14 protein-coding genes are annotated in these 13,226 nt (G+C 38.3%); 2 read left to right on the top strand and 12 right to left on the bottom strand.

The genetic code is table 11. The features are described from left to right. Positions 1-50 precede the first annotated feature (50 nt). Positions 51-1,037, top strand: coding sequence for a GMP reductase (locus HMPREF1504_RS04420; protein ID WP_005380589.1), 987 nt, complete (start codon positions 51-53; stop codon positions 1,035-1,037). A gap of 85 nt (positions 1,038-1,122) precedes the next feature. Here HMPREF1504_RS04420 and HMPREF1504_RS04425 read toward each other — a convergent pair whose 3' ends face one another. The 3 genes from HMPREF1504_RS04425 to HMPREF1504_RS04435 all read right to left on the bottom strand — a co-directional run bounded on the left by HMPREF1504_RS04425 (position 1,123) and on the right by HMPREF1504_RS04435 (position 3,919). Beyond that, positions 1,123-2,307 (bottom strand): MFS transporter, encoded by a 1,185-nt coding sequence (locus HMPREF1504_RS04425; protein WP_038123744.1) that lies wholly within the window; start codon positions 2,305-2,307, stop codon positions 1,123-1,125. A gap of 171 nt (positions 2,308-2,478) precedes the next feature. Beyond that, positions 2,479-3,195 (bottom strand): DUF554 domain-containing protein, encoded by a 717-nt coding sequence (locus tag HMPREF1504_RS04430; RefSeq protein ID WP_038123746.1) that lies wholly within the window; start codon positions 3,193-3,195, stop codon positions 2,479-2,481. A 127-nt stretch (positions 3,196-3,322) separates the two neighbouring features. Next, the gene (locus HMPREF1504_RS04435) at positions 3,323-3,919 is read right to left on the bottom strand and encodes a DNA-3-methyladenine glycosylase I (RefSeq protein ID WP_038123748.1); all 597 of its coding nucleotides are present in this window, start codon (positions 3,917-3,919) and stop codon (positions 3,323-3,325) included. 377 nt (positions 3,920-4,296) lie between these two features. Between HMPREF1504_RS04435 and HMPREF1504_RS04440 the strand changes: the two genes are divergently transcribed. Beyond that, positions 4,297-6,573, top strand: coding sequence for an autotransporter outer membrane beta-barrel domain-containing protein (locus tag HMPREF1504_RS04440; protein ID WP_038123751.1), 2,277 nt, complete (start codon positions 4,297-4,299; stop codon positions 6,571-6,573). Between the two features lie 406 nt (positions 6,574-6,979). Here the strand turns inward: HMPREF1504_RS04440 and HMPREF1504_RS10075 are convergent, their stop codons facing one another. The 9 genes from HMPREF1504_RS10075 to HMPREF1504_RS04485 form a co-directional block, all read right to left on the bottom strand. Continuing rightward, positions 6,980-7,492: a EutP/PduV family microcompartment system protein gene (locus HMPREF1504_RS10075; RefSeq protein ID WP_051411672.1), complete on the bottom strand. Its 513-nt coding sequence runs from the start codon at positions 7,490-7,492 to the stop codon at positions 6,980-6,982. A 2-nt stretch (positions 7,493-7,494) separates the two neighbouring features. Next, a complete protein-coding gene (gene eutS / locus HMPREF1504_RS04450; protein ID WP_038123752.1) occupies positions 7,495-7,839 on the bottom strand; it encodes an ethanolamine utilization microcompartment protein EutS in 345 nt (114 codons plus the stop codon). A 21-nt stretch (positions 7,840-7,860) separates the two neighbouring features. Continuing rightward, positions 7,861-8,595: an MIP/aquaporin family protein gene (locus HMPREF1504_RS04455; RefSeq protein ID WP_038123754.1), complete on the bottom strand. Its 735-nt coding sequence runs from the start codon at positions 8,593-8,595 to the stop codon at positions 7,861-7,863. A 10-nt stretch (positions 8,596-8,605) separates the two neighbouring features. After that, on the bottom strand, positions 8,606-9,754 hold the full coding sequence (locus HMPREF1504_RS04460) for a 1-propanol dehydrogenase PduQ (protein WP_038123757.1): 1,149 nt from the start codon (positions 9,752-9,754) through the stop codon (positions 8,606-8,608). Positions 9,755-9,756: 2 nt separating this feature from the next. After that, the gene (locus tag HMPREF1504_RS04465; RefSeq protein ID WP_084644744.1) at positions 9,757-10,230 is read right to left on the bottom strand and encodes a heme-binding protein; all 474 of its coding nucleotides are present in this window, start codon (positions 10,228-10,230) and stop codon (positions 9,757-9,759) included. A gap of 86 nt (positions 10,231-10,316) precedes the next feature. Further along, positions 10,317-10,589: a BMC domain-containing protein gene (locus tag HMPREF1504_RS04470; RefSeq protein ID WP_278604892.1), complete on the bottom strand. Its 273-nt coding sequence runs from the start codon at positions 10,587-10,589 to the stop codon at positions 10,317-10,319. Between the two features lie 8 nt (positions 10,590-10,597). Further along, positions 10,598-11,155: a BMC domain-containing protein gene (locus HMPREF1504_RS10080; RefSeq protein ID WP_051411673.1), complete on the bottom strand. Its 558-nt coding sequence runs from the start codon at positions 11,153-11,155 to the stop codon at positions 10,598-10,600. 11 nt (positions 11,156-11,166) lie between these two features. Further along, entirely contained in the window at positions 11,167-12,570 is a 1,404-nt protein-coding gene (locus tag HMPREF1504_RS04480; protein WP_038123760.1) for an aldehyde dehydrogenase family protein, read from the bottom strand. An 11-nt stretch (positions 12,571-12,581) separates the two neighbouring features. Further along, positions 12,582-13,217 carry a phosphate propanoyltransferase gene (locus tag HMPREF1504_RS04485; protein WP_038123762.1) on the bottom strand — a complete coding sequence of 212 codons (636 nt, stop codon included), beginning with the start codon at positions 13,215-13,217 and terminating at the stop codon, positions 12,582-12,584. Positions 13,218-13,226: the final 9 nt, after the last annotated feature.

A 13,226-nucleotide genomic window follows, 5' to 3' on the forward strand; every position in this document is an offset into this window, starting at 1 on the left:
TATAATGGTACAGGTTCAATTTATTATACCTCAAAGGAGATATAGAAACTATGATTAATACAACTAACATCTTCGATTATGAAGACGTACAACTGATTCCTAATAAATGTATCGTAAACAGCCGCAGCGAATGTGATACTCATGTTAAACTAGGTAATCGTACATTTAAATTGCCTGTAGTTCCTGCAAACATGCAAACTATCATTGATGAAGAGTTAGCTGAAAAACTAGCAGAAAAAGGCTATTTCTATATCATGCATCGTTTCCAACCTGAACGCCGTCTTGACTTTGTAAAACGCATGCAAGAAAAAAACTTATATTCTTCTATTTCCATCGGTGTAAAGGAAGAAGAATTTGCATTAGTTGATGAATTAGCAAAAGCTAATCTTATTCCTGATTATATCACAATCGATATCGCACATGGTCACTCTAATGCTGTTATCGACATGATTCAATACATTAAAAAGAATTTACCAACAACATTTGTTATTGCTGGTAACGTAGGTACTCCTGAAGCAGTTCGTGAACTTGAAAATGCTGGTGCTGATGCTACAAAAGTAGGTATCGGTCCTGGTAAGGTTTGTATCACAAAATTAAAAACTGGCTTTGGTACTGGCGGTTGGCAATTGGCAGCTGTACGTTGGTGTGCAAAAGCAGCTACAAAACCTATCATCGCTGACGGCGGCATTCGCGATCACGGCGACATCGCTAAATCCATTCGCTTTGGCGCTACTATGGTTATGATTGGTTCCCTATTTGCTGGTCACCAAGAATCTCCAGGGGAAGAAAAAATTGTTGACGGCCAAGCTGTAAAAGAATACTTCGGTTCCGCTTCTGAGTTCCAAAAAGGGGAACGTAAAAACGTAGAAGGCAAAAAAATCTTCATTCCTTCCAAAGGCTCTATCTTCGATACATTAATCGAAATGGAACAAGATTTACAATCCGCTATCTCCTACGCTGGTGGCACAACACTACAAGCTATCCGCAAAGTAGACTACGTTCTTGTTAAAAACTCCATCTTTAACGGCGACCGCTAATCGGTTACTAACATACTAAGAGGGGCTACGATTCATACGAATCGTAGCCCCTCTTCTTTTTATTTGCAGCATTTAAACGAAGAAACTATTCTTCTATGCCACAATTTTTATTCATTAAATAATATGCATATTTACCAATGCCGGCACTGATAACAAGCAATACAGTCAAGACGATGAATGCAATGGTAAGACTCGTACCATGAGCAATGAATCCAATCAATGCAGGTCCCATCAAAATCCCCATATAACCGAGCATGGTAGATGTAGCCACTGCTTGTGTCATAGGAATTACATTTTGTTCCCCCATCGCAGAGAATAGATTTGGCACAACCATGGCTAATGAGATACCTAATAATAAGTACGTATACATAGACGCATGGCCAGGTAGGAATACGATGAGTGCCATTGCAATAGCACCTAGTAGATAACCACCTACAACAACTTGTTTAGATGTTACATGTTTACCAATTGTATTACCAAGAAGGCGACCAATACACATAGTCCCATTAAACAGCATAACGCCCATGACAGCTTCTTGAATAACTATACCTTTATCTTCAAATAAGTAAAGTGCACTCCAGTCCCCTACCGCACCTTCTACCAAATAGGATACAAAGGATAAGAGACCAAAGATAATAGCAATTGGATGGAATGATAACGGACTTTTAGACTTCTTCATAACCTTTGCATTTGGATCACGACCAAAGGTTAACATAAATTGACTAATCGCAATCATCGCAATAAAGAGTATGATGAGAAGGCCCCAAATACTTTCATTAACAGGTAAAGATAAGATTTTTAAGAGAACAAGCAATACACCGGCACCTGCAAAGCCACCTAAGCTCCACCCACCGTGATAAGCACCCATTAAATGCTTTTTACTTACCTTTTCCGTTAAAATAGCTTGTAAATTGGCAGAAGCACCACTAAGGCCTACGCCAATGCCAAAGAAAAATAATGCTATTGTGGTTGTCACAATTGTAGAACACATAGTAACAATAGCCAGAGACAACATGCCGATAAAACTAGCCAATAAAACTACTCGCTTACAGCCAAAGCTTTCTACAAGTTTACCAGCTATAGCCATGGATAAACAAGAACCTACACCGAGCAACAAAATCATGGAACCTAATACATCCTCACCGATGCTAAGTTTCGCTTTTAAATATGGTACAAACCCAGCCCATAAGGCAGTGTACATACCAGGAATAAAAAATGCACCAAATGCACCACGAATATTAGATTTTGAAACAGAAACTTGTTCGCTCATCATGTCCTTTCTGGTTTCTAGAACCGTTCGACGAAGAAAGGCCCTTTTGTATCCGCTAGGCCGCGATAACATGCGTCTCTAGGGGAAACCATTTTAACTACAAGAAAATTATATTGAGAATATACTAACCCTCTTTACACAAAATGTAAAGAGGGTTCTTAAAATTTAAATTTAAATTAAAAACGTAAGGCCCATAGCGATAAAAATAGCAGGTAATAAATTAGCTAAACGAATCTTATTAGGCCAAATCATATTAATGCCTACACAGAAAATTAAGATGGATCCTACATAAGATAAATTGTCGATAGCCTGCTGTGTCATAAGTGGCGCCGCAACATGCGCTAAGGCCGTGATCAACCACTGCGTGATACCTACAGGAATGAAGGAAAACAATGCGCCCTTCCCCATGGATGAGGTCATAACCATAACAATAACACCATCAAGAATTCCTTTGAGTAGCAAGGTTTGGTAATCTCCTGTCAATCCATCTTGAATGGAACCGAGCACGCCCATCGCACCAACCGTAAACGTAAGTGATGCAGTGATAAACGCTTGCGTAAACTTAGGGTCCCCGGTATTACCGGTTTTATCTTTCACCCAGTCACCAAAGACCGTAATCCATCGGTCTAAATCAATGATTTCACCAATCACAGCACCAACTACCATGCTGATAATCATCAACAAAGGTCCAGTAGTTTGCAAGGAACCATTAACGATAACCAGCATAAATTGCATGGCCCCGCTCATCCCTAGTAACAGCACGATGATACCACATACTACCATAAGGGTTTGTTTTAAATTGTCCTTCATAAATCGGCCGCACGTGAGCCCAATAATACTACCACCGATAATGAGCCCCATGTTGATAACCGTACCTAAACCAATCATCTTCTTATCCTTTCCCTTACGTATGAAAGTTATTATGAAAGTAGTATATCAACTATATCGATAACAATCAATATAAAATATCACAAAAAACCGTATCTATGTTTCAGTAGATACGGTTCTATTTATATTAATCATCTATTGTCATATAAACCACAGGATTGGCCTCATTGATTTCATTAAAACAAGGGCAATCCTTACCGTGATCGTTGATGAGACCACTAGCTTGTAGATGGGAATAGATGGTCACAGGTCCTACAAATTTGAACCCTCGTTTCTTAAGGTCTTTGCTAATGCGCGTAGATAATTCATTTTTAGCAGGCACCCTTCCCTCAGAATGACCTTCATAAATAAGAGTCTTATGATTAGTGAAAGCCCATATATATTCGCAAAAGGATCCAAACTCGGCTTGAATGCGTTGGAACGCCTGTGCATTATTGATGATGGCCTCAATCTTCTTGCGAGATTTTAACATTCCCTCTGTACTCATAATACGCTCTATATCTGTTTCCGTATATTTAGCCACCGCATCAACATCAAAATATTCAAAGCACTGGCGTATAATTTCTCGTTTATTTAAAATCGTAAGCCAACTCAGACCGCATTGTAGACTCTCCAAACATAAATGTTCAAATTGATGTTGGTCATCATGAATAGGACGCCCCCATTCATAATCATGATACGCCTGATACAGTGGCGTTGTGGGCCAGGAACAAGTAACTTTCATGAAGGCTCCTTTCTATACTACAACCAGCTGTTACTAGAAATCGCGCTATACATACAATAATACCCATGCTCACTAGATTTGTAAAGAATACCATACATCGTATTCACGGCTCCTAATATGTAACTCATCTATTAATAATTTAAATATTTTTAAAATAAAATTGCGAAAATTCATTTACAATTCACGAAAAATATTATATTATTTTAAATATATTTTAAATGTGTCTGACACAAAGTCTTTATAAAGCGAGTATATATCTATCTTTCATTATATAAGAGAGTATTAAATCAACCGATAGATATATATTCATTTATGAAGAGTCTTTCACAATATAAAAATAAATTACAAATTAAGTAATATAGTTGAGGTGTAAGAGAATGAGAGCAAGAAATAAGATGTTATTGTCCGCTGTAATGATGACTATGTTATCATCTACAGTGGCCCTCCCTAGCACGTGGGCGGCAGCAGGCCTTGGTTCTAATGGCAATGTGTTTGCAGTAGGTTCTGAAAGTAAATTTGAAAGCACTGGCAATACGACGGCAACAGGTGTCATTGCATCAAACGGTGGTCAAGTGACTATTGCATCCTTGGATACGCCTAATCAAAACCAATTGCCTAAGCGTCACCGCCAACCAGCTTTCATTACAGGCATGCTAGATAATAGTTCCATTCAAGTGGATGGCGGGGTTATGAACGTGAATACGGCCCCATGGGACGCACCCTATCCATTAGCATTTGCCTATAACAGTAAAATTAATCTTGGTATCGATGATGCAGGTACTGTAAAATATAAAGTATTTAATATGCAAGGTAATATACTTGTATCTGATAAAACGATGCCTCCATACCAACAACAGCAACCATCCGTGATTAATATTGGCCTCGGCCGTGCGCACAATAGCCCTAACCAATTTACCGGCAAGGCTGTGAACACATTAGAGGATAAGGGTGGCGAAATCAACATGACCTTTGATGGTGGCATGTGGAGCCACGATAACATGGGTGGCTTGGAGGCATTCCAAATTAAAGGCAACGAAGCGCGCAGCAGTATCAATACACTCAAAGGCACTCGTACACGTGAAGGATTCAGCCGTATTTCTCAAGATTCTCGCAGCGACATCCACGTTAATAATTTGGACGGCCACATCAATGTCATTTACGACATGAGCGCTGGTACTGGTTTGAACTTCGCTAAACCAGCTGCTCAAAAAACAGGCCTTGATGCATCTGACATTGAAGGCGGTAACTTCATCGTAAAATCTGCTACAACAGGATCTGGCGTACATGGCTATGTAACAGGCGATCATCTCGATACGTCCTCTGAAAGCAATGTAAACAAGATTCTAGATAACTTGGCGCATAAATTCTACTACGAAAATTATATGAATGGTGAAAGAAACCTTTCGGGTACTGTATCCATCGCTTCTAATGGCATCGTGTCAAGCTTCCAAAAAGCATTAACAACAGACCAAAAAGAAGGTGCTATTACATGGCAAAACGGTAATGGTCAAGGTTCCTATTCGGCTCCTACTCCAACGCCTACGCCAGCTCCAACACCAGTAACGCCTGTTACTCCGGCTCCTACACCTGAAACTCCTGTTACTCCGGCACCTACCCCTGTAACTCCGGTGACACCTGCGCCTACACCTGTTACTCCGGCTCCTACGCCTGTAACTCCGGCTCCTACGCCTGTAACTCCGGTTATGCCTGTTACTCCAGCACCTACTCCTATAACACCAAGTCCTGTAGTAACGACTGGCTCTTATGATACACCACAAATGCGCGGCATTCGTTCTGCTGTAGTTGGTAATATCAACGCATGGCGTACAATGACGAGCGATATGAATCGTACGAGCCAATTACAACAAGGTTCTCCAACAGGTATTTGGGCTCGTATTGGTGGCGGTCGATATAATTATGCTAATGACGGTATCAATACAGCTACTGATTACACAAGCATCCAAGGTGGTTATGATACTAAAACTAGCCGTGACTGGACCGTAGGCGGTCAAGTTTCTTACTTACGCGGTTCTGAAGATTATGTATTCAATGGTTCTGGCAAGGTAAAATCCTATGCTGTTGGCGCTTATGGATTGAAAGACCTTGGTAAGAATCAATACGTACATGTAGAATCTCAAGTAGGTCGTATCTCTAATGAATTTACAGCGCGTAATGAAATCGGCCAAGCTAAATCTGGCGATGTAAAATCCAATGCGTATAGCATCGGCGTTCGCTACGGCAAAACTATAAAATCTGACAATGGTTTCTATGTAGAACCACAAGCACAATTAAACTATACACACTTCGGTGGTCGTGACTTTACAGCAGGCAATGTTTCCGTTAACCAAGCTGGTGTGAACAGCACATCTGGCAAACTAGGCCTCGAAGTAGGCAAACAATTTGGCAATGGTAACCTATATACACGCTTTGCTGCAGGTCATGCTTTCACAGGCAATGTAAAAACTACCTATGCTAGCGGTAATGCCGTAAAATTGACAGAACAAGACCTCAAAGGCACTTGGACTGAACTCGCATTCGGTGGCCGTTATGGTTTCAATACTAACAACAGCGTATATGCGGACGTTACTACCGGTCTATCTGGTGATTACCAAGCTGACTGGGGCGTAAACGCTGGATTTACTCATAAATTCTAATTTATATTACATACCGTTATATACGGCCATATAGTTGTACAACCATAGATATCTCCCCTGTATATCCCTTGCATATCTATGAGAGACGCATCCTAATATATTTCCCCTTTTTATGCAATACTACTCCAATAGGATGCTACTTCCCCCTCTTATCGTAAGCTGTATGGCCTTATATACATACATTTAGATTCCGTCTAAATGTTTACAAACTTTCTTACTACAATGCAAAACGCCCTCTTCATGAGCAGCCTTAGATGGTTGCTGTGAAGGGGGCATTTTGTTATTGTAAAGATTATAATAACGCTTACATATTTGTAAAATAATAATGTTGGAGTGACATCATAATGCTAGCACTCCAACATTTATTGGGTATACTTTTCTAGTATTTTTAATATAATCATCTATTTTATATATTATCATATTTTGTTATTAACATATCTCTTAGCGCATTATAACCATATATGAAGCCACTCTTATCACATGTGATAGATAATTCTTCACATATGCTATCACCAATTTCATCTACAACAATACAAATATTCATAGCTCCTGCTAACTCTAGAATATGCTGGGCCTCCTCAATTTGGTGCCATAGATTATCTGATACAGAGTTTTGAATGATTAAAACACCTATTACATCACGATTAAATGCACCGGCTGTAGCCGGTGGATATGGATTAAAAGGTTCGCCTAATCGATATACAAATACAACAATTTCGACATCATATGATGAAACTAATAGAGCAGAAAAATACCATGGATTTTCAATATACTCGCCTGGAGTTAAAAGACAATTCTCTTTACGATAAATTGCCATGGGGCGTGGCAGGGAATACGGTAAATCCAACATGTTTTTTACCACTTTTTCAATGTGGCAATAGGTACTTCCAACCCAAAGTGTGCTTCTTAGGTTTTTCACTGTTAACTCCTTGTAAGTGATACTACACTAAATTGTAAGAGTTCAGAAAAGCCTTGTAATACATTTGTTAAAGATACCTCTACACTTGAAACATCACCTGAAATTAATACTGCTCCTGAAAATCTATCAATAAATTCAATATGAACATTAGCAGCTTTAGAGGCCATATCCGCTGCAATAATAGCGGCTTCTCCTGGCGTAATAGTTAAAATACCTATTGCACTGCGCCCCTCACTATCCAAGCCTAATTTGCTATATAAATCCCTTTTAGGATTAGCTAATACATGAGCCAATGTAACCTGCTTTCCTGGTACTGACTCTTGTATGATTCGTTGCTTGTCTATCACGGTATATAGCCTCCCTTCAAATCACAGATTTGCAAATACTCTAATCCATAAAAATGCACCTACAGCTAAGAACCCACCAATGATAGGTCCTACTATTGGAACCCACGCATAGCCTAAATTTGCAGATCCTTTATTTGGAACTGGTAAAATAGCGTAAGCCATCCTTGATGGAAAATCACGTGCAGGATTCAATGCAAATCCAGTAGTTCCTCCGAAAGAGAAACCAATACTTGCTACTAAGAACCCTATAATTAATGGTGCTAAGCCATTTGCCATAGGTCCTAACAAAAGTACACAGAAGATAAATAAGAACGTTGCAATAATCTCTGATAGTAAATTCCATCCACGATGATCAATAGCTGGGCCAGTGGCAAAAATACACACACTATTTCCCTCTTCTGGACTTGTTATTTTAAAATGTGGATAATACTGTAACATAGTAATAACCGCACCTAAAAAGCCACCCAAAAGTTGTGCTATAACGGTTCCCACTACTAATTCAGGAGGAAATAATCCGCCAGCTGCAAACGCTATGGTAATAGCTGGATTCAAATGACCAACACCACCTAAACCAACAGCAGTATATACAGCAAACGTGACTGCAAAGCCCCAACCAAACATCAATCCAATCCAATTTGACTTAAGTGCACTGGTAAGCGTATTTTTCAATAGTAGCCCTGCATTACAACTACTACCAAATGCCATTAAGACAGCCGTTCCAATGAATTCACTAACATACACTTGTGTAGCATCCATATGTGTTACCTCATATAATACATGTCAATATACGTGTTAAATCTTCTTTTGTTGCTTCGTACGGATTACCTGCATAAGTACGATCTGACATTGCTTGTTGAACTAATACAGGAAATGCGTTTTTATAGTCTATTTCATTAATACCAAATTCTTTCATTGTCATGGCACACCCCACTTGACGCGCTAATGATTGTGCACATTTTACTAATGCCGATAATTGCGAACTTTCATCATCATTTGCATCTGTTAAAGATAATTTCTGAGCAATTAAAATGTATTTTGATTTAGCAATTTTTGAATTTACTGCATTATACATAATTACATAAGGTAATAACATCGCATTAGCTAACCCATGTGGCACATGAAATTGTCCTCCTAGCTGATGAGACAATGCATGTGTAATACCTAATCCTGCTTGATTAAATGCAAGGCCAGCCATACAAGAAGCTTCATGCATCGCAGCTCGTGCTCTCTCATTTTTTCCATCAGTCACACAAATTGGTAGATTGTTGACTACTAATTCTATTGCTTTTTCAGCTAGCGCATCAGTGAAATTATTAGCATCCTTAGCTACCAAAGCCTCGAGTGCATGAACTAATACGTCCATTCCACTGTAGGCAGTCACCTTTTCGGGTGCAGATTTTACAAAAAATGTTGTTAATATTGCTTCATCTGGCAGTAAACTATCATCTACTAAAGGATATTTAATACCAGTTTTAGTATCTGTTATAACAGCAAATGAGGTCACTTCAGATCCAGTACCACTAGTAGTTGGTATAGCAATAAATCTTCTAACCCCTACATGGTATAAGGTTTTACAGAAGTAATTAATACCCTTTGCCATATCTATAGCAGATCCACCACCAATTACAATAAGTATTGTAGATTCCGCTTTTTTTAATACCGATACCCCTTTTACAATAGAGTCAATAGGCGGATCAGGAACTACATCGGAATATACAATATAAGTATTATCAGTACTTATTAAATCAATCACGGTTTGTAATGCTGGAGTTCCTACTAAAAAAGGGTCACAAACAATAAAAATTCGCTCTCCACTTAATAGACGAAGCCTGTCTAATGCATCTAATTTTGAATCTGTTGTAGAATGATTAACACTTTCTGTAAAAATTTGCGTTTTAAAGGTCCATGATTCCATTATTACGCTCCTTTTATACATTCTTGAAAAGCTCGTAGTCCTGCTTTCACTATGAGCATATCTTCATCTACGGTACCACCACTAATGCCTAAACCACCTATTAAGTAATCACCGCACATTAATGGTTCACCGCCACCAAATAAAACTATTGGTCTTTGTACCATAGTTTCTATACCATAAAGAGAACTCCCTGGCTGTATACTCTCACCAAGTTTCGCCGTACTACATCTAAATGCAATGGACGTATAAGCCTTATTGGGTGCCAAGTCTATACTAACGCCAAGAGATTGTTCCATTCGTCTTTGATAAACTAAACTGCCACTAGCATCTACAATAGCCACTACTACAGGTACACCTATACGATTTGCTTCAGTTTCACACGCTTTTACAATTTGATCCACAACTGATTCAATAGTAATAGGTTTATGATTTTGTGATGTTTCTGGATTTCCAAAGAATCGATTTTCCCTTTTCATAGTTGAAGAAGTTCTCTCCATAGTCTCTATAATTTTTTGGACAGAATCATAAATATCCATGTCTAGCCTCCTTGTTACGGGCTAGTTTATTTTGCTAATAATGATTCTATATCATTGTGTGGACGTGGAATTACATGTGTTGATACAACATGACCTACATTACCAGCTGCTACAGCACCAGCTTCAACAGCAGCTTTAACAGCACCTACATCACCACGAACCATAACAGTCACCAATCCAGATCCAATTTTTTCATAGCCAGTTAATTCTACATTCGATGCTTTTACCATTGAATCTGCAGCTTCTATTGCGGCTACCAAACCTTTTGTTTCTACCATTCCTAATGCATTATTCATAATAAACCTCCTTATTTTTTAGAATTACTTTTCTTTTTAGATTTTCCTGATTTAGTTGATTTTCTAGGTTGTTGTACTTCCGTTACATTTTCAATAATTTCAACTAATGAAGTATCATCTTTTGATTCATCAATCGCAATATCTTCTTTTTGTAAAGTATTGACTAACTCAGGCGATTCACTTGAGTTGTCAATGATTGATTCAACCAAAATAGAAGTAGAATCTTCCACTTCAATAGATTCATTTCCCAGAGTACTATCCTTTTGATTCGACTCAATAGTTTCTTTAACTTGATTATCTTTCAAGAATACATCAACTACACTTTGTGATACCCGTGGTATTACTTTACAGCCAACAAAACAATTCATCTCTTTAGCTATTGAACTGCCAGCTTGTATAGCTGATTGCACTGCACCTACATCGCCTACTATTTTTACAGTAAACCAACCAAAACCATTAGCTCTATCAATATTAACTACATGTACATTTGATGCTTTTACCATCACATCTGCCATTGTAATAGCTCCTAATAAGCCTTTTACTTCTAATAGTCCTAACGATTCATTCATATAAACCTCTCTTATCTTAAGCTAAACGCTTCACTTAATACGCAGCGTCTAATTCGACAGAATGAGCGTGCACAGGTAATTCCTTCACCTGTTGGTCCTGCAATTGTGAATGTTGTATGTCCTTCACCGCCTACACCAATACCGGCATAAGAAGGTGCATTCTTAACAAAAATTGTAGTTTCTAATAAACGCGCCATTTTTGATAATTTTTCAAGGTTTTGCGAATGCATGATTGCCGTATGACGATTACCTAATTCTGCCCGATATGCACATTCAATAGCAATATCTACATTGGGAACAGATACAATCGGTAAAATTGGCATCATCATTTCCTCTGTTACCAAGTGATGATGTTCTGATGTCCTCGCAATAATTAAACGAATACTGTCATCTACAACAATGCCCACTAATGCAAGTAAATCTTTTGCAGATTTACCTACATAATCTGGATTTGGTTTGCCATCCTCTTTGGTCACTTTTTTTACTAAACTATCAAGAGTAGACATATCAGTTATTTCATAAGCACCATTTTTCTTCATATGGTACACTAGTTGATCTGCTACTTCTTCTACAACAAACACTTCTTTTTCTGCAATACATGGCACATTATTATCAAAACTTGCACCATTTATAATATCCTTTGCCGCCTGTTCTATATGTGCTGTTTCATCTACAACAACAGGAGGATTACCAGCACCTGCGCCAATTGCTTTTTTACCAGATGAAAGCACTTGTTTTACAATACCTGGCCCACCAGTCGCCACAAGCAATCGAACTTTAGGATGTTCCATCATAATTTGTGTATTTTCGATGGATGGCTCTCTAACCATAGTCACTAAATTGTTTGGTGCCCCTACAGCTTCTAAAGCCTTGTTTATCATTTGCACCAAAATTGTAGATACTTTTTTAGCTCTTGGATGAGGACTAAATACTACTGTATTACCTCCAACAAGCATAGATATAGAGTTATTAATAATCGTTTCTGTAGGATTAGTAGTAGGTGTAATAGCACCTATAACACCAAATGGACAAAACTCTTCAAGCGTTAATCCATCATGACCCGTCATGGCTCTTGTTTCTAACACTTCCTTACCTGGTGTTTTCACTGCAGCCACTCGATTCTTAATCAATTTATCACTATATCTACCAATGCCGGTCTCTTCAACAGCCATTAGCGAAATCATTTCTAAATGATCTTTTTGTAAAACTGTATCTCGAATCGCATCTACAAAAGTATTACGCTCTTGTAAAGAATATGATAATAATTTCCTTTGTGCAATTTCACTAGCATTGATAGCTGCTTCCATGGTATCAAAAATACCATACTCATAAGCAGATATATCTAAGGTAATGCCTTCTTGTTGTAAATCCTTTACAACTTGTTTTACTATATTTTCAATCATGTCTACTTTCATGTGTATCTCCTCTATGTTTTCGATACAATTCCTATATCATTGTTCTTAATATATCCTGCATTCGCTTCATCTACATCTATATGCATTTCCAAAGCAAACTTAGGGGACACACGAACAATTACATTAGAAAATGTCAATTCTCGTTCTCCATAGATAGTTACTGATACTCGTTCCTTATCAAATACACCCATTCGACTCGCATCACTTGGGTGCATATGAATATGTCTATGAGCAACAATGACGCCTTGAGAAATTGTGACCACACCTTTTGGACCCATCAAGGTAATACCCGGTGTTCCTTTTAAATCTCCTGATTCACGAATAACTCCGGGCACCCCCAACACAAATGAATCTGTAAGAGAAATTTCCACTTGTGTTTCTTCTCTAAAAGGTCCTAAAATACGTACTTTTTCAATACTTCCTTTTGGTCCTATCAATGTTACTGTTTCATTAGCAGCATATTGACCAGGTTGTTTCAAATCTACTTTTTTAGTCAAATTATCCTGGCCAAATAACACTTGATATGCTTCTTTAGACACATGAACATGACGATTTGAGACGCCAATCGGAACACTACAGCGATTGATTTCTGTTAATCTCGTCATCACTCGTTCAGTCACTCGATGTATATATTCAGACTGTTTCATAAGTATTCA

It is taken from the genome of Veillonella sp. ICM51a, assembly GCF_000524355.1.
In the GTDB taxonomy this organism is placed as follows: domain Bacteria; phylum Bacillota; class Negativicutes; order Veillonellales; family Veillonellaceae; genus Veillonella; species Veillonella atypica.

Coding starts and splice junctions, on each gene's coding strand:
- HMPREF1504_RS04420 (WP_005380589.1), top strand. CDS start 51: ATGATTAATACAACTAACATCTTCGATTATGAAGACGTACAACTGATT.
- HMPREF1504_RS04425 (WP_038123744.1), bottom strand. CDS start 2,307: ATGAGCGAACAAGTTTCTGTTTCAAAATCTAATATTCGTGGTGCATTT.
- HMPREF1504_RS04430 (WP_038123746.1), bottom strand. CDS start 3,195: ATGATTGGTTTAGGTACGGTTATCAACATGGGGCTCATTATCGGTGGT.
- HMPREF1504_RS04435 (WP_038123748.1), bottom strand. CDS start 3,919: ATGAAAGTTACTTGTTCCTGGCCCACAACGCCACTGTATCAGGCGTAT.
- HMPREF1504_RS04440 (WP_038123751.1), top strand. CDS start 4,297: ATGAGAGCAAGAAATAAGATGTTATTGTCCGCTGTAATGATGACTATG.
- HMPREF1504_RS04455 (WP_038123754.1), bottom strand. CDS start 8,595: ATGGATGCTACACAAGTGTATGTTAGTGAATTCATTGGAACGGCTGTC.
- HMPREF1504_RS04460 (WP_038123757.1), bottom strand. CDS start 9,754: ATGGAATCATGGACCTTTAAAACGCAAATTTTTACAGAAAGTGTTAAT.
- HMPREF1504_RS04465 (WP_084644744.1), bottom strand. CDS start 10,230: ATGAAAAGGGAAAATCGATTCTTTGGAAATCCAGAAACATCACAAAAT.
- HMPREF1504_RS10080 (WP_051411673.1), bottom strand. CDS start 11,155: ATGAATGAATCGTTAGGACTATTAGAAGTAAAAGGCTTATTAGGAGCT.
- HMPREF1504_RS04480 (WP_038123760.1), bottom strand. CDS start 12,570: ATGAAAGTAGACATGATTGAAAATATAGTAAAACAAGTTGTAAAGGAT.
- HMPREF1504_RS04485 (WP_038123762.1), bottom strand. CDS start 13,217: ATGAAACAGTCTGAATATATACATCGAGTGACTGAACGAGTGATGACG.